The 16,793-nt window shown below is 68.8% G+C and carries 12 protein-coding genes and 1 riboswitch; of the genes, 7 read left to right on the plus strand and 5 right to left on the minus strand.

Annotated elements, in window-relative coordinates; genetic code table 11:
* Positions 1 to 107 precede the first annotated feature (107 nt).
* The 5 genes from MUN76_RS14400 to MUN76_RS14420 all read left to right on the plus strand — a co-directional run bounded on the left by MUN76_RS14400 (position 108) and on the right by MUN76_RS14420 (position 6,409).
* Positions 108 to 893, plus strand: a complete 786-nt coding sequence (locus MUN76_RS14400; protein WP_244685650.1) for a M15 family metallopeptidase — start codon at positions 108 to 110, stop codon at positions 891 to 893.
* A gap of 44 nt (positions 894 to 937) precedes the next feature.
* Positions 938 to 2,089, plus strand: a complete 1,152-nt coding sequence (ispG, locus tag MUN76_RS14405; RefSeq protein ID WP_244685652.1) for a flavodoxin-dependent (E)-4-hydroxy-3-methylbut-2-enyl-diphosphate synthase — start codon at positions 938 to 940, stop codon at positions 2,087 to 2,089.
* Between the two features lie 323 nt (positions 2,090 to 2,412).
* Positions 2,413 to 2,967 carry an alternate-type signal peptide domain-containing protein gene (locus MUN76_RS14410; protein WP_244685653.1) on the plus strand — a complete coding sequence of 185 codons (555 nt, stop codon included), beginning with the start codon at positions 2,413 to 2,415 and terminating at the stop codon, positions 2,965 to 2,967.
* A gap of 117 nt (positions 2,968 to 3,084) precedes the next feature.
* Complete coding sequence (locus MUN76_RS14415) at positions 3,085 to 5,721, plus strand: BspA family leucine-rich repeat surface protein (protein WP_244685655.1); 2,637 nt, start codon at positions 3,085 to 3,087, stop codon at positions 5,719 to 5,721.
* A 79-nt stretch (positions 5,722 to 5,800) separates the two neighbouring features.
* The gene (locus tag MUN76_RS14420; protein ID WP_244685657.1) at positions 5,801 to 6,409 is read left to right on the plus strand and encodes a signal peptidase I; all 609 of its coding nucleotides are present in this window, start codon (positions 5,801 to 5,803) and stop codon (positions 6,407 to 6,409) included.
* 101 nt (positions 6,410 to 6,510) lie between these two features.
* Here MUN76_RS14420 and MUN76_RS14425 read toward each other — a convergent pair whose 3' ends face one another.
* From MUN76_RS14425 to MUN76_RS14445, 5 genes are all read right to left on the minus strand, one after another.
* Positions 6,511 to 7,230, minus strand: coding sequence for a FadR/GntR family transcriptional regulator (locus MUN76_RS14425; protein ID WP_244685659.1), 720 nt, complete (start codon positions 7,228 to 7,230; stop codon positions 6,511 to 6,513).
* Between the two features lie 66 nt (positions 7,231 to 7,296).
* Positions 7,297 to 8,088 carry a 3-oxoacyl-ACP reductase gene (locus tag MUN76_RS14430; protein ID WP_244685660.1) on the minus strand — a complete coding sequence of 264 codons (792 nt, stop codon included), beginning with the start codon at positions 8,086 to 8,088 and terminating at the stop codon, positions 7,297 to 7,299.
* A 45-nt stretch (positions 8,089 to 8,133) separates the two neighbouring features.
* Positions 8,134 to 9,489 carry an aldehyde dehydrogenase family protein gene (locus MUN76_RS14435; RefSeq protein WP_244685662.1) on the minus strand — a complete coding sequence of 452 codons (1,356 nt, stop codon included), beginning with the start codon at positions 9,487 to 9,489 and terminating at the stop codon, positions 8,134 to 8,136.
* Positions 9,486 to 10,409 (minus strand): gamma-glutamyl-gamma-aminobutyrate hydrolase family protein, encoded by a 924-nt coding sequence (locus MUN76_RS14440; RefSeq protein WP_244685664.1) that lies wholly within the window; start codon positions 10,407 to 10,409, stop codon positions 9,486 to 9,488. Before MUN76_RS14440 ends, MUN76_RS14435 begins: the two co-directional genes overlap by 4 nt.
* The gene (locus MUN76_RS14445; protein ID WP_244685666.1) at positions 10,390 to 11,760 is read right to left on the minus strand and encodes a glutamine synthetase family protein; all 1,371 of its coding nucleotides are present in this window, start codon (positions 11,758 to 11,760) and stop codon (positions 10,390 to 10,392) included. The genes MUN76_RS14440 and MUN76_RS14445 overlap by 20 nt, the downstream gene beginning before the upstream one ends.
* A gap of 221 nt (positions 11,761 to 11,981) precedes the next feature.
* Here MUN76_RS14445 and MUN76_RS14450 point away from each other — a divergent pair, with 221 nt between their 5' ends.
* On the plus strand, positions 11,982 to 13,535 hold the full coding sequence (locus MUN76_RS14450) for an amino acid permease (RefSeq protein WP_244685668.1): 1,554 nt from the start codon (positions 11,982 to 11,984) through the stop codon (positions 13,533 to 13,535).
* Positions 13,536 to 13,636: 101 nt separating this feature from the next.
* Positions 13,637 to 13,730: riboswitch (glycine riboswitch) on the plus strand.
* 162 nt (positions 13,731 to 13,892) lie between these two features.
* Complete coding sequence (gene gcvP / locus MUN76_RS14455; protein ID WP_244685670.1) at positions 13,893 to 16,745, plus strand: aminomethyl-transferring glycine dehydrogenase; 2,853 nt, start codon at positions 13,893 to 13,895, stop codon at positions 16,743 to 16,745.
* The last annotated feature ends 48 nt before the right edge of the window (positions 16,746 to 16,793 follow it).

Below are 16,793 nucleotides of genomic sequence, written 5' to 3' on the forward strand. Positions count from 1 at the left end.
GGGAGTGCAGATCTCTGCGGTTGGGTGACGGCGCCGATGTCTGCGGCGGGGTGACGGTGCGGCGCGAGCACCGCGACACCGTGCGAGCACCGCACTAGCATGGAACCATGATGCGTGCGAGGCTCCGCGGGTCCTGGATCGGAGCGACGGTGACGGGCGCGTTGGTCGTGCTCCTGCTCGCCGGTTGCGCTGCGGAGGCGCCCGAGACGACGAGCCCGCCGACCGTGTCCGAGGCGCCGGCTGCGACGCAGGATCCCGAACCCACCGAGCCGCCCGCACCCGCGTTCGATCGCACCGCCCACTCAATCGACGACCCGATGTCGATCTGGGTCGTGAGCAACAAGCTCCGACCGCTCACCCCCATGGACTTCGCACCGACCGACCTCTCGATGCCGGTGGGGCTCGAAAACGAGTTCGGCCAGCCGCTTCGGGAACCCGCGGCACGCGCCGCGGAGGCCCTGTTTGCGGCGGCGGGTGAGGCCGGGGTTCCGGTCCGGATCATCAGCGCGTACCGCGACTACGGCACGCAGGTCGGCCTCTACGACAGTTACGTGGCCCGCGACGGTCAGGCGGCAGCAGATACGTACTCGGCGCGTCCGGGGCATTCGGAGCACCAGACCGGCCTGGTGATCGACCTCGACGACCACGGGGCGTGCTACCTGCAGGCGTGCTTCGGGGAGACGCCGACCGGCGTGTGGCTCGCCGAGCACGCCGCCGACTACGGTTTCATCGTGCGATACCCGGCGGGCAAAGAAGACGTGACCGGATTCATGCCGGAACCCTGGCATTTCCGGTACGTGGGGCCGGAGCTCGCGGCCGAGATGCGCGCCACCGGCGTCAGCACGCTCGAGGAGTTCTTCGACTTGCCGCCCGCGCCCGGCTACGCCGGGTAGGCGCACTCAGCGGGTGCCCGGCCCGCGGCGCTAGACTCTACGACGTGGCAGCAGTCAATTTGGGAATGCCCAAGGTCCCCGAGGTTCTCGCGCCGCGGCGCAAGTCGCGGGAGATCAAGGTCGGTTCGGTGACGGTCGGCGGCAACGCGCCCGTCTCGGTGCAGTCGATGACCACCACTCCGACGACCGACATCAACGCGACCCTCCAGCAGATCGCGGAGCTCACCGCGTCCGGCTGCGACATCGTGCGCGTGGCGTGTCCGTCGCGCGACGACGCCGAGGCGCTCCCGATCATCGCCATGAAGAGCCAGATCCCCGTGATCGCCGACATCCACTTCCAGCCGGCCTATGTCTACGCCGCGATCGACGCCGGCTGCGCCGCGGTGCGCGTGAACCCCGGCAACATCCGGAAGTTCGATGACCAGGTCGGGGAGATCGCGAAGCGCGCGAAGGCCGCCGGCACCTCGATCCGGATCGGCGTGAACGCCGGCTCGCTCGACCCCCGTCTGCTGCAGAAGTACGGCAAGGCCACCCCCGAGGCGCTCGTGGAGAGCGCAGTGTGGGAGGCGTCGCTGTTCGAGGAGCACGACTTCCACGACTTCAAGATCTCGGTCAAGCACAACGACCCGATCGTCATGGTGAAGGCCTACCGCCTGCTCGCGGAGCGGGGCGACTGGCCGCTGCACCTCGGGGTCACCGAGGCAGGCCCCGCGTTCCAGGGCACGATCAAGAGCGCCACGGCGTTCGGCATCCTGCTCTCCGAGGGCATCGGCGACACGATCCGCGTCTCGCTCTCCGCCCCGCCCGTCGAAGAGGTGAAGGTCGGGCTGCAGATCCTGCAGTCGCTGAACCTGCGCGAGCGCAAGCTCGAGATCGTGTCGTGCCCGTCGTGCGGACGCGCGCAGGTCGACGTCTACACCCTCGCCGAGCAGGTCACGAAGGGGCTCGAGGGCATGAGCGTGCCGCTCCGCGTCGCGGTGATGGGCTGCGTCGTGAACGGTCCCGGCGAGGCCCGCGAGGCCGACCTCGGTGTCGCCTCGGGCAACGGCAAGGGGCAGATCTTCGTGAAGGGCGAGGTCATCAAGACCGTGCCCGAGAGCGAGATCGTGCAGACGCTCATCGAAGAGGCCAACCGGATCGCCGCAGAGATGCCCGCGTCGAGCGAGTCGGGCACACCCGACGTCTACACCCCGTAGTCTCGCGCGGATGTCGCGCGGGTGACGGCCGTGCGATGGAGCGCCCGACCGGTGGTGCGTGTCGCACCGCGGCATCTGAACGCAGCACGTTCGCATACTTGCGGGTGCGGGGCAATAGGTCGCTGATCGCCGATTCGAATACTGAATCGACGTGTGCAACTACGCACATTCAACCTGCGCCGTACTGACCTGCCGTGTACGCGTGTGACCATGGAAAGGTCATACGGTAACCCCACCTCCGAGCATATTCGGGACTCGGACGCTGACGGGTCACCCCCTCGGAAAGGCGCAACACACCCATGTCTGAAAAGAAATCTCATCGCGTGGCACTGGTTCTGCAGAGCGGCATCGCGACCACCGTGGCGACCGCCGTGCTGCTCGGCGGATTCGGTGCCTTCTCGCTGTGGAACGACTCGTTGGCCTCCGGGGCCGGCACCGACATCGCAACGGGCACCCTGACGCTCGACTCGGTGACCCCCGGTGCGTGGACCATCGAGCAGTCCGACGGTGTTCTCGCTCCCGGCACCGCGATCGACCCCGCGTCGTTCAAGGCATCGCCGGGTGACGTACTGCAGTACACCGCAAGCGTCCAGGTCACCGCTGATGGCTCCGACCTGCTCGCCGAGCTGAACGTCGACCCCGGCTCCTACGCCGTCGCCACGGAACTGGCGAGCGACGTCACCGTCACGCTGACCAAGGCCGATGGGACCTCTCCCGATGGCATCCCGATCACCGGCGCCGACGGCACCCGCAACATCGATGTCAAGGTGACAGTCGCGTTCAACGACACCATCTCCGGTCTGACCGGACAGGGCCTCGCCTCGGCGGTGAGTCTCAGCGGATTGAATTTCGAACTGAACCAGGTCACCACTCCCTGAGTGCATCGTGAGGCCTGCGTCCTCACACAGCAGAGCGGGGCCGCACGTCTGACGTGACGGCCCCGCACCTATTTCCCCCCTGACCAGGCGCGCACGAGCGCGCGGAAAGAGCCGATGATGCGTGCGACCTCCCCTCAACCCAGCGTGAAGCTGTGGTGCGCGTGGGCGACGCTCCTCGGTCTGCTCGTCGCGGCGATGGCCGCCCTCCTCCTCCCCGGTACCGGAGGGTTCTCGGCGTGGCGCGATGCGGCGCCGGCGGGGTCCGAGGGGATCGCCAGCGGGTCCGCCCAGATCACGGCGACCGGGGTGCCCACGTATCGCGTCGGTGGCAACAGCTTCCAGCCCACCGCATCGACGCTCTCCGCGGGCCAGACGCTGACCGTCACCATCCCGGTGACGGTGCTGGGGACCGGGAGCACGATGAGCCCTCATCTGGGCCTCAGCCGGTGGACGGTGCCCGCGTCGCTGACCTCGAAAGTGACGGTCACCGCTGACAGCACGCCGCTCGTGGTCTCCGCGGCCCCTCAGAACGCCACCGTCACGCTCACCATTGCGGCATCGCCCGACGCGGTGTTCCAGGGCGAGGTCATCGACCTGTCCCGGCTGCTCCTGGAATTGGAGACCCGCACCACGTGGGAGGACTCCGAGACACTGCATCTCGCGAACATCACGATGGCCGCACCGAGCCGCAAGATGGTGCTGACGATGAACACCTCCTTGCCCGGAGCGAGCAAAAACGTCTCGGTCCCGGTCGGTGGCATCGCCGACCCGGTGACCATCGACTGGGGCGACGGCACCGCGCCCCACACCGTCACCGCGGCCAACCCGTCGCACACCTACGCGAACGCCGGCTCGTACACGGTCACGATCACTGGCACCTTCAGCCGCTTCGGCGGGGGAGGCACCATGCGGGCCCTGCAGTCCGTCGACGTGTGGGAGGAGAACGGGGTCGCGGACGCGAGCTACGCATTCCAGGGCGCGACCGGACTCGTGTCGACCGTTGCGCCGCCGCGCACCGTCACCAACCTGAGCCACATGTTCGACGGTGCGACGAAGTTCAATCAAGATCTGGGCGGCTGGGACACCTCGAACGTCACCAATATGTCGTACATGTTCGGCGACGCGGCCGCGTTCACCAACGGCGGCAGCGACAGCATCGGCGGCTGGGACACCTCGAACGTCACCGACATGTCCGCGATGTTCATCCGTGCGACTCAGTTCAACCAAGGCGTTGGCGACTGGAACACGTCCGCGGTCGTCAACATGTCCAACATGTTCAACACCGCCATGGCCTTCAACAACGGCGGTAGCTCTGGGATCGGCGCATGGGACACCGCTGCGGTCACCGATATGAACAACATGTTCAACTCGGCAACCGCCTTCGATCAGAATGTCGGCGAGTGGGACACGTCACGAGTCGCCAACATGTCCAGCATGTTTCGAAGCGCCCGGGTGTTCACCAATGGCGGGAGCCCGAGCATCGGTGCGTGGGAGACGTCCTCGGTGCTCTACATGTTCAACATGTTCACCGGTGCAGAGTCGTTCGATCAGAACATCGGCGCCTGGGACACCTCCAAGGTCACGAACATGGCGTCGATGTTCCAGTCGGCCACGGTCTTCAACAACGGCGGCAGCCCGAGTATCGGTGCGTGGGACACCTCTCGGGTCGGCAACATGACCTACATGTTCCAGGGAGCTGCAGCCTTCAATCAGAACATCGGTGCCTGGAACACCGGCAAGGTCGGCAACATGTCGTACATGTTCCACGGGGCGCTGATGTTCAACCAGAACCTCGGTGCCTGGAACACCGGCACCGTGAGCACCATGGCGAACATGTTCTACGGGGCAACCGCGTTCAACGGGAGTATCGGCTCCTGGAACACGTCGCGAGTGACCTCAATGATCAGTATGTTCGGCGAGGCGTCGGCGTTCAACCAGAACCTCGGTGCCTGGGACACGTCGCAGGTCACCTCGATGTCGAGCATGTTCTCGGGAGCTGCGGCGTTCAACCAAGACCTGGGCACGTGGAACACCTCGAGGGTCACGCAGATGAACTACATGTTCCAACGTGCGGCCGCGTTCAATCAGGACATCGGGGACTGGGACACCTCCAAAGTGAACACGATGCTCGCCATGTTCAGCGGCGCGGTGTCCTTCGACCAGCACATCGGTGCGTGGAACACCGCGACGGTCACCGACCTCTCGTACATGTTCCAGGGGGCGGCCGCGTTCGACCAGGACATCGGCGGTTGGAGCACCGCCAAGGTGACGAACATGGCGAGCATGTTCCGCGGTGCGGCCTCGTTCAACCAGGACATCAGCGGCTGGAGCACCGCCAAGGTCACGAACATGGGGTACATGTTCGATGCCGCGACCGCCTTCCGCCAGGACCTGTCTGCCTGGACGGTCAATCTCATCGCGAGTACTCCGCCGCTGTTCGCCCCGGCGGGGTTCCCTCCGGCCTACCTCCCGGCCCGGTGGCAGCCGATCGCGGCTCCGCTGTCGGCGCCGTCTTCGGGGGCCCGGCGCTTCCTGACGCGTCTGCTCCAACCACGGACGGGCCAACCACAGACGGGCCAAGCACAGACGCCCCGATTGCCGACCCGTCGGCGGAAGCCGACACCGAGTCGCCCGACTCCGGTGACGCCGCGGTCGGGACCGTTGGCGGCGCGCCGTCAGCCGGCGGCGATGATGCACCGGTCGCCGATGGCGACAACGCACCGGTGGCCGACTCCACAGCGGAAGAGGAGATGACACCGTGAACGCACTCCACACCCTCGGCACACCAGCACCAGCACCAGCACCAGCACCGGCACTAGCACCGGGACCGGACGTGACGCGCGATCTCGGGGATGCCGAGGTGCCGCGCCGACGCTCCGGGTGGGCCTCGCTGCTGCAGGGGCTGAGCATCGGTGTGCTCCTGCTCACGGTTGCCGTGGCCTGCGCGACCATTGTGCTGCCGAAACTCACGGGTGCCGTACCGCTGACGGTGCTGTCCAATTCGATGTCGCCCGGCATGCCGGTCGGAGCGCTCGCAGTGGTGCGACCCACGATGGACATCGACGCCAGCTCCCTCGAGATCGACGATGTGCGAGCCGTCAATCGGGTCGACGACATCCGCCTCGGCGACGTGATCGCCTACCAGCCAAGCGCGGACGACTCCACACTCATCATGCACCGAGTCATCGGGGTGACCGATCGCGCTGATGGAACGCGCGAGTTCCTCACCCAGGGAGACAACAACGCGGCGGCCGATCCCGCCGTCGAGGACTACATGGTGCGTGGGGAAGTGTCCTATCACCTCCCGCTCCTCGGGTACGTGAATTCCTTCGTGAACGGGAACGGCGCGCACCACACGATGCTGGTCATCCTCGTCGCCGTCGGCTTCTACGGCTGGGCGGGACTGCAGCTCGCCCGCGCTCTCCGGAGGCGGAAGCCGTAGATCCTCAGGTCCTCGGCGCCCGGTGGTGGGCGCTCGGTGCTCAGCGCTTGGGAGGTCCAGTGATTCCTGCGCTCTGGCGCGTCTCGTCGGTGCGTCGGCGCCTAGAGGAATCCGCGCAACAGCGCCGAGGATCCCTCGACGTGCTCGAGCATCGCCGCCGCGGCGTCGTCGGGGCGGCCGTCGAGGATCGCCGACACGATCGCCTCGTGCTGCTCGTTCGAATGGGAGAGGTTCGGCGCGAGCATCGGGATGCTGTCGAGCAGCGCATTCACCCGCGTCCGGAGGTTCGCGACGAGCGGCACGAGGCTCGGCGACCCCGAGACCTCTGCGATGAGGAGGTGCAGACGCGAGTCGAGCCGCCGGTGGTCGTCCTGCTGCGCGGCACCGCACTCCTGGAGTGCGAGCAGGAGCGCCGCGCGATCCTCCGCGGAGAGCTCGCGTGCCGCCGCCTCCCGCGCCGCACCGACCTCGAGCACTCGGCGGAGCACCGCCGTGTCCTCGACCTCATCCGCACCCGGCAGCGAGGCCACTGCCCGCAGCGTCGACGCAGCGGGCAGAGCCTCGACCACAAACGTGCCGCCGTACCGACCCCGGCGCGACACCACGTACCCGGCCTCGGCGAGTGTCGAGAGCGCCTCGCGCACGGTGTCGCGACTCACCTTCAGCATGCCCGCCAGGTCGCGTTCGGCGGGCAGCTTCTCGCCCGGGCCGATGAGCCCGAGGCGGATCGACTGCAGCAACCGCTGCATCGTCTCCTCGTACGCGTTGGTGGGTCGCACGGCGCGGATCAGCAGCTCGACACCGTCTGCGGGCTGCTTCATGGGGCTCCTTCGCCGGGTTCGATGCGCGTGAAGCGAGTGTAGCGCGCCCCGCCTGAGCGCCGCGGCCTACAGCGGCGTGGTGTACGCGCTGCTGATCCCGCCGTCCACGAGGAACGTCGACGCGGTGATGAAGGAGGCGTCGTCGCTCGCGAGGAACGCGACCGACGCGGCGAGCTCCTCCGGGCGGGCGAAACGCCCCACCGGCACGTGCACGAGGCGACGCTCGGCGCGCTCGGGATCGCTCGCGAACAGCTCCTGCAGCAGCGGGGTGTTGACCGGGCCGGGGCAGAGCGCGTTGACGCGGATGCCCTGACGGGCGAACTGCACGCCGAGCTCGCGGCTCATCGCGAGCACACCGCCCTTCGACGCGGTGTAGGAGATCTGGGAGGTCGCGGAGCCCATGACCGCCACGAACGACGCCGTGTTGATGATCGATCCGCTGCCCTGCTTCGTCATGTGGCGCAGTGCGGCTCGCGAGCACAGGTAGACGCTCTTCAGGTTGACGTCCTGCACCTTCTCCCAGGCGGGGAGCTCGGTGATCTCGATCGAGTCGTCGTCGTCGGGGGAGATGCCCGCGTTGTTGAAGGCGATGTCCACGGACCCGTAGACGCTCGCAGCGGTGTCGAAGAGGTGGTTGACCTGCGCCTCGTCGGTGACGTTGACCTGCACGAAGAGCCCGCCGACCTCGGCCGCGGCGGCCTCGCCCGACGCGGGGTTCATATCGCCGATGACGATGGTGGCGCCCTCGGCGCGCATACGACGGGCGGTGGCGAGCCCGATGCCGCTGGCTCCGCCGGTAATGACGGCGACCTTGCCGGCCAGGCGCTGGGTGAGATCGATGGGGGTGATGTCGCTCATGGGAGGTTCCTTTTCGGGTGGGTGCTGCAGAGGTGACGGCGAGGGTTACTCGGAGGCGAAGAAGACGTTCTTCGTCTCGGTGAAGTGGAGCGGGGCGTCCGGGCCGAGCTCGCGCCCGAGCCCCGATTGCTTGAATCCGCCGAACGGGGTCGAGTACCGCACCGATGAGTGCGAGTTCACGGAGAGGTTGCCGCCCTCGACCCCGCGGGCGACCCGGATGCCGCGGCCGAGATCTCCGGTCCAGATCGAACCGCTCAGGCCGTACTCGGTGTCGTTGGCGAGGGCGATCGCGTCGGCCTCGTCGTCGAAGGGCAGCACCGCGACCACGGGACCGAAGATCTCCTCGGTCGCGATCCGGTCGCCGCGCTCGGGGGTGACGACGGTGGGGGCGAACCACGCGCCGGGGCCATCGGGGCAGGATCCGCGGAACGCGACCGGGGTGTCGTCGGTCACGAAAGCGGCGACGCTGTCTCGGTGCGCCTGGGTCACGAGCGGTCCGACCTCTGTCGACTCGTCCATCGGATCCCCGACCCGGACGCCCTGCACGGCGCGCTCGAACTCCGACATGAACCGGTCGTAGACGCTGCGCTCGACGAGCAGGCGGCTGCGGGCGCAGCAGTCCTGGCCCGCGTTGTCGAAGACGGAGTACGGGGCGGTCGCGGCGGCGCGCTCGATGTCGGAGTCGGCGAAGACGATGTTGGCGCTCTTGCCGCCGAGCTCCAGCGTGACGCGCTTCACCTGGTCGGCGCAGCCCGACATGATGCGCTTGCCGACCTCCGTGGAGCCGGTGAAGACGACCTTCCGCACGTCGGGGTGCGTGACGAAGCGCTCACCCACGACCGACCCGCGTCCGGCGAGCACCTGGAACAGCCCCTCCGGCAGTCCGGACTCGAGCGCGAGCTCACCGAGCCGCAGGCTCGTGAGCGGAGTCCACTCCGCGGGCTTCAGCACGACCGCGTTGCCGGCCGCCAGTGCGGGCGCGAATCCCCACGACGCGATGGTCATCGGGAAGTTCCACGGGGTGATGACCCCGACGACGCCGAGAGGCTCGTGGAACGTGACGTTCATGCCGCCGGCCACCGGGATCTGCTGCCCGATGAGGCGTTCGGGTGATCCCGAGTAGTACTCGAGCACGTCGCGGACGTGGCCGGCCTCCCAGCGGGACTGCGTGATGGGGTGCCCCGAGTTGGTGGTCTCGAGGCGCGCCAGGTGCTCGATGTCGCCGTCCACCGCGTCGGCGAAGCGGCGCAGCGCGCGCGCCCGGTCGGCGGGGGCGACGCGCGCCCACTCCCGCTGCGCGCGGACGGCCGCCGCGATCGCGGTGTCGGTCTCGGCCGCGTCGAGGTGCGCCACCTCGGTGACCGCGCTGCCGTCGGCGGGATTGATCACGGTATAGCTCATGGGGCGTCCTTCGGCTCGGGTGCGGGTGCGGGTGCGGGTGCGGGATCGGTGCCGGCTGGATCGGTGCCGGTGCCGGCTGGGTCAGTGCCGGTGCCGGTCGGTCCGGAGGGTGCGCGCGAGGCGTCGCGGGCAGCGCGGTACTCCACGGCGGCGCGCACGAGTCCCTCGAAGAGCCGCCGGTCCTCGGCGTTCTCCTCCGGGTGCCACTGCACCGCGATCCCGAACGGCACGGAGTCGAGCTCGAGCGACTCGATGATCCCGTCCTCGGTGCGGCTGGTGACGGTAAGGCCGGCACCCACCTCGTCGATGGCCTGGTGATGGTAGAGGTCGGCCTCCGCGCGGGGGTCGTCGCCGAGCACGGCGCCGATCCGGCTGTCGGGTTCGACGGACACCTCAATGCGGTTGAAGCGGCCCTCGCCGAGCTGGTACCGGTCGTCGCCCACGAGGTCGGGCACGTGCTGCGTGAGGGTGCCGCCGAGCTCGACGTTGAGCACCTGAGCGCCGCGGCAGATACCGAGGAACGGGAGCTCTGCAGCGATCGCGGCCTCGAGCAGCGCGGCCTCGAACGCGTCGCGGTCGGTGCGGGGCGGCGCCGTGCGCTCGTGCGGCTCCTGGCCGTAGCGCGCAGGGTCGACGTCGGCCCCGCCCGACAGGATAAGCCCGTCGAGCGACGCGACGATCCCGGCGGCGATCTCGGAGGTCACCGGCTGCGGGGGCAGCACGAGCGCGATGCCCCCGGCGTCGGTCACGCCGTTGAGGTAGACCTGCGGCAGGAAGGAGGCGCGCACGTCCCACACCCCGGTGCGGGCCTGTTCCAAGTAGCTCGTGATGCCGATGACGGGCGCACGCTCGGGGGCGCCCGGTGCCGGGCTCGGGGACGAATGCGTCGTCGGGGAGGACTCAGAGGCGCTCAAAGCCACGCACCCGCTCCCAGTCGGTGACCGCGGCGTCGAAGGCCGCGACCTCGGTCCGTGCCGCGTGCACGTAGTGGTCGACGACCTCGTCGCCGAAGGTCGTGCGGGCGAGCTCCGAGCGCTCGAACAGGTCGGCCGCGTCGCGCAGGGTGGTGGGCACCCGGTCGATCTCGGCCTCGTAGGCGTTGCCCGTGAGGGGATCGCCGAGCTCGAGCCCCTGTTCGATCCCGGTGAGCCCGGCGGCGAGCATGCCCGCGACGGCGAGGTACTGATTGACGTCGCCGCCCGGCACGCGGTTCTCGACGCGCATCGCGTGCCCCTTGCCGACGACGCGCAGCGCGCAGCTGCGGTTGTCGTGACCCCAGGCCACCGCGGTCGGGGCGAAGCTGCCGTCGACGAAACGCTTGTACGAGTTGATGTTCGGAGCGAAGAGCAGTGCGAACTCGCGCATCGCGGCGAGCTGCCCGGCGATGTAGCTGCGGAACATGGGCGACATCCCGTCGGGGGCGCTCGGGTCGGAGAACACTGGGTCACCGGCTGTGCTCCGCAGGCTCGTGTGCACGTGGCAGCTGTTGCCTTCGCGCTCGTTGAACTTCGCCATGAATGTGAGGCTCTGGCCGTGCGCGGCGGCGATCTCCTTCGACCCGCTCTTGTAGATCGAGTGGTTGTCGCAGGTGTCGATCGCGGGCGCGTAGCGGAAGGCGATCTCCTGCTGCCCGAAGTTGCACTCGCCCTTCACGCCCTCGCAGTACATGCCGGCGGCGTCCATCGAGTTGCGGATGTCGCGCAGGAGCGGTTCCATGCGCGTGGAGCCCTGGAGCGAGTAGTCGACGTTGTAGTCGGACGCCGGGGTGAGGCCGCGGTAGCCGTTCTTCCAGGCGGATCGGTAGTCGTCCTCGAAGACGATGAACTCGAGTTCGGTGCCGACGTACGGCACGAGATCGTGGGCGGCGAGCCGGTCGACCTGGGCGCGGAGGATCGCCCGCGGCGACACGTTGATGGGGGAGTGCTCGGCGGCAGTGACGAGGTCGGCGATGACGAGCGCGGTGCCGGGCAGCCACGGGGTGCGTCGGAGCGTGCCGAGATCCGGGATCATCGCCATGTCGCCGTAGCCGCTCTCCCAGCTGGTGAGCGCGTAGCCGTCGACCGTGTTGAGCTCGACGTCGACGGCGAGCAGGTAGTTGCAGCACTCCGCGCCGTGGTGCATCGTGTCCTCGAGGAACAGTCGCGCCGAGACGCGCTTTCCGACGAGGCGCCCCTGCATGTCGGTGAAGGCCACGATCACGGTGTCGATCTCGCCTGCAGCCACGGCGTGCCGCAGCTCGTCCGGTGTCAGGTTTCCGCTTGCCGGGGTCATGAAGGCTCCTTGCTCGTCGTCGAGTGCCGGTGTGCTCGCACCAAAAGGTCGATTTCCCGACCATTAAAGCACATGGGTGGCTCGGCGGCGATCGCGAACCCGGACGAGTTTTCAATAAAGGTGGTGAAAGACTACCAATAGATGGCATACTCGGCCTTGACATCGCATCGCGCGGGCACGGGTCCTCGCGTACCGATCACAACGCAGTGAAAGGGGTCGAGATGGCCAAGGACACACTGAAGGTCTCCGGGGTGACATATACCACCGCGGAGTCGGGGTATTTCGAGAAGCGGAAGCTCAAGCGGGCCGCCGGCATCTGGGGGCTCTGGGGCCTCGCCGTCGGCGCGGTGATCTCGGGCAACTTCTCGGGGTGGAACTTCGGCATCGAGGCCGCGGGCTTCGGCGGCATGCTCATCGCGTTCGCGATCCTCGTGGTCATGTACTACGGCCTCGTCTTCTCGATCGGTGAGATGGCGGCGGCGATGCCGCACACCGGCGGCGCCTACTCCTTCGGCCGGGCCGCGATGGGCCCCTGGGGCGGGTTCGTCACCGGGCTCGCCGAGACGATCGAGTACGTCGCCACCACGGCGGTGATCGTCTACTTCTCCGCGGGCTACGCGAACGGTGTGACCGAAGGACTCATGGGCTTCAGCCTGCCGACCTGGCTGTGGTGGATCATCCTGTACGCCGCCTTCGTCGGGCTCAACACCGCCGGCGCCGCGATCTCGCTGAAGTTCGCGGTCGTCGTCTCCTTCATCTCGATCGGTGTGCTCGTGCTGTTCGCGATCATGGCGTTCGCGAGCGGCTCGCTCGACTGGGGCAGCCTCTGGCAGATCGAGCCGGATCCGGGCCAGAGCGTCTTCCTGCCGCACGGGATCCTGCCGATCCTCTTCGCCATGCCGTTCGCCATGTGGCTCTTCCTCGGCATCGAGGAACTGCCGCTCGCGGCCGAGGAGTCGCACAACCCGGTGCGCGACATCCCCCGCGCCGGCCTCTGGGCCCGCGGCACGCTCATCGTGACCGGTCTGCTCGTGCTGGTGCTCAACACGGCCGTGCTCGGCGCCGAGGCGACCGGCGTGGCCGGCGAGCCCCTGCTCGACGGGTTCCGCGCGATCCTCGGGGATGAGCTCGCCTGGGTCGCCGGCCTGCTCGCGCTGTTCGCCCTCTTCGGGCTGCTCGCGTCGCTGCAGGGCATCATGTTCGCCTACGGTCGGAACATGTACTCGCTCTCCCGCGCCGGGTACTACCCGAAGTGGCTCTCGCTCACCGGGAAGCGCCAGACGCCGTGGGTCGCACTCCTCGCCGGTGCGGTGATCGGCCTCGTCGCACTCTTCGTCGTCGAACTCACGGGCGGCGACAGCGGCGTCGGCGGAGCGATCGTGCTCAACATCGCCGTGTGGGGCGCGGTGCTCGCCTACTTCATGCAGATGCTGTCGTTCGTGATCCTGCGCCGGAAGTACCCGAACGCCAAACGGCCCTACGTCAGCCCGTGGGGCGTGTTCGGCGCGGTCTCGGCCGCGGTGATCTCGGCGCTCATCTTCGTGGGCTTCCTGCTCAACGAGACGTTCCGTCCGGCGATCATCGCGATCGTCATCGTGTACGTCGTCGGCCTCGTCATCTTCGGGCTCTACACGCGACACCACCTGGTGCTGTCGCCCGAGGAGGAGTACGCGGTCTCGGGTGGCCTGCACGGCGACCCGCAGACCGAGGGTTACGGCGGTGCGGTCGAGGAGGAGCTGCTCGGCCTCGACGGCCGGGATGCGCCCCGGGGATAGCATGACCCCCGCCGGCGGGAGCGCGGGCGCGGTGCCAGGCCGCACCCGCGCTCCCGCCGGCGAAGACTGCTACGCTACACACACATGTGAATATCGGCCGCTGAGCTATGGCGGGAGAGTTCGGACCCAGAGTCCGGCGCCGAAGGAGCAAATCCTCCCCGGGAATCTCTCAGGCACCCGTACCGTCGCAGCGAGGCAACTCTGGAAAGCAGCCCTCCGTCTCCGAGAGACGCGGCTCACCGACGGTGCAACGACGCCCCGAGTCAGCTCGGACGCGTCTGAATCTCTCAGGTACACCACAGAGCGGGGAGGATCCCCATCCGTCGCGCCCGCGCGGCACTATCCTCGGAGATCCTCGTGAGCATCACTCCCGTCACCCGCACATTCACCGACCGGCACATCGGCGTCTCCGATCCCGCCGACGTCGAGACCATGCTCGCCCGGCTCGGATACACGAGCCTCGACGAGCTCGTCGACACCGCCGTCCCCGCAGCGATCCGTCGCCCGGACGCTCTGCAGATCCCGGCCGGGCTCAGCGAGGAGGAGATCCTCGCCCATCTCCGCGAGCTCGCCGACCGCAACGTCGTGAAGACCCAGATGATCGGTCAGGGCTTCTACGGCACCTTCACCCCGCCGGTGATCCGACGCAACGTGCTCGAGAGCCCGGCGTGGTACACCGCGTACACCCCCTATCAGCCGGAGATCTCGCAGGGTCGACTCGAGGCGCTGCTCAACTTCCAGACGATGGTCGCGGATCTCACCGGGCTGGCGGTCGCGAACGCCTCGATGCTCGACGAGTCGTCGGCCACCGCCGAGGCCGTGCTCCTCATGCGCCGCGCCAACAAGGCCGCTCCGGCAACGGCGAAGACGGTGCTCGACGCCAACCTCTTCCCGCAGACCATCTCGGTCGTGCGCGGTCGCGCCGAGGCGCTCGGCTTCGAGGTGGAGGTGGCCGACCTGGGCGCGGGGCTGCCCGAGGGCGACCTCTCCGGCATCGTGCTGCAGCAGCCCGGCGACAACGGCGCCGTCGTCGACCACGCCGCGGTCATCGCGGCCGCGAAGGAGCGGGGCGCGATGGTGACGGTCGTCGCCGACCTGCTCGCGCTCACGCTGATCACACCGCCCGGGGAGCAGGGCGCCGATGTGGCCGTCGGCAACACCCAGCGCTTCGGGGTGCCCCTGTTCTTCGGCGGCCCGCACGCCGCGTACCTCGCGATCCGCGCCGGGCTCGAGCGCTCGCTGCCCGGCCGCCTGGTCGGGGTCTCCAAGGACTCCGCGGGCGCCCCCGCGTACCGCCTCGCCCTGCAGACCCGCGAGCAGCACATCCGGCGCGAGAAGGCCACCAGCAACATCTGCACCGCCCAGGCGCTGCTCGCGATCACCGCGTCGATGTACGCGGTCTACCACGGAGCGGATGGGCTGCGCGGGATCGCCGAGCGCACCCACGCGCACGCCCGCACGCTGGCGAACGCGCTCACCGACGCCGGGATCCCGATCGCCTCCGAGTCGTTCTTCGACACGGTGTTCGCCACGGTGCCCGGTCGTGCGGCGGAGATCGTCGCGCGCGCCGCGGACGCCGGGATCAACCTCCGCCTCGTCGACGCGGACACCGTGGGGGTCTCCGCCGACGAGACCACGGCCGACGCGACCATCGACGCGGTCGCCACCGCCTTCGGCGCGGAGGTTCGGGAGCGGGTGCGCGCGGGGGACTTCGGGTTCGCCGCGGAGCTCACGCGCACGAGCGATTTCCTGACTCACCCGATCTTCCACTCGATCCGCTCCGAGACGCAGATGCTGCGCTACCTCCGCCGCCTTGCGGACCGGGATCTCGCGCTCGATCGCACCATGATCCCACTCGGGTCGTGCACCATGAAGCTGAACTCGACCGCGGAGATGGAATCGATCTCGTGGCCCGAGTTCGCGGGCATCCACCCGTACGTGCCGGCCGAGCAGAGCCGCGGCTGGCGCGACCTCATCGCGGAGCTCGAGCGGCGCCTCGTCGAGATCACCGGCTACGCCGGCATCTCGCTGCAGCCGAACTCGGGCGCGCAGGGCGAATACGCCGGGCTCCTGGCGATCCGCGGCTACCACCGGGCCAACGGCGATCTGCAGCGCGACGTCTGCTTGATCCCCGCCTCGGCGCACGGCACGAACGCGGCCTCGGCCGTCCTGGCCGGCATGCGCGTCGTCATGGTGCAGAACACCGAGACGGGCACGATCGACCTGGTCGATCTGCGGGAGAAGATCGCCGCGCACCGCGATGCGCTCGCAGCGATCATGATCACCTACCCCTCGACCTACGGCGTGTACGACGCCGACGTGCGCGACGTGTGCGATCTCGTGCACGAGGCCGGGGGACAGGTCTACATCGACGGCGCGAACATGAATGCCCTGGTGGGGCTCGCGCAGCCGGGCCGGTTCGGTGGCGACGTGTCGCACCTCAACCTGCACAAGACCTTCGCGATCCCGCACGGCGGCGGCGGTCCCGGCGTCGGCCCGATCGGGGTCGCCGAGCACCTGCTGCCCTACGTGCCGAACGACCCCACGGGGTCCGTCAGCGTCAGCGAGGGAGTGCCGGTCGTCGCGACGCTCTTCGGGTCGGCGGGGGTGCTGCCGATCTCCTACGCCTATATCGCGATGATGGGCGGCGACGGGCTCACGCAGGCGACCCGGATCGCGCTCCTCAACGCGAACTACATCGCTGCCCGGCTCTCGGAGTCTTTCCCCGTGCTGTACACGGGCAACCGCGGGCTCGTCGCCCACGAGTGCATCCTCGACCTGCGCGAGCTCACCGCACGCTCCGGGGTGACCGCCGAGGACGTGGCGAAGCGCCTCATCGACTTCGGGTTCCACGCACCGACCCTGGCGTTCCCGGTGCCGGGCACACTCATGGTCGAGCCCACGGAGTCCGAGGATCTCGGAGAGCTCGAGCGGTTCATCGAGGCGATGATCACGATCCGAGCCGAGATCGACCAGGTGATCGCCGGGGACTTCTCGATCGAGGACTCCCCGCTGCGCGGCGCGCCCCACACGGCCGCGGTCGCGGTGGCGAGCGATTGGGACCGCGCATACCCGCGCGAGCAGGCGGTCTACCCGGTGGCCGTGCTCCGCACCGACAAGTACTTCCCGCCGGTCGGGCGCATCGACAACGCGCACGGCGACCGCAACCTGGTCTGCTCGTGCCCGCCGCTCGAGGCGTTCGCCGAGTAGGGCTGCGCTGGATCCCCGCCCAGCTCGCTCGCATCACCCGTTGAAAGG

Origin of the sequence: Leucobacter rhizosphaerae, assembly GCF_022919175.1 — a bacterium.
GTDB classification, from domain to species: domain Bacteria; phylum Actinomycetota; class Actinomycetes; order Actinomycetales; family Microbacteriaceae; genus Leucobacter; species Leucobacter rhizosphaerae.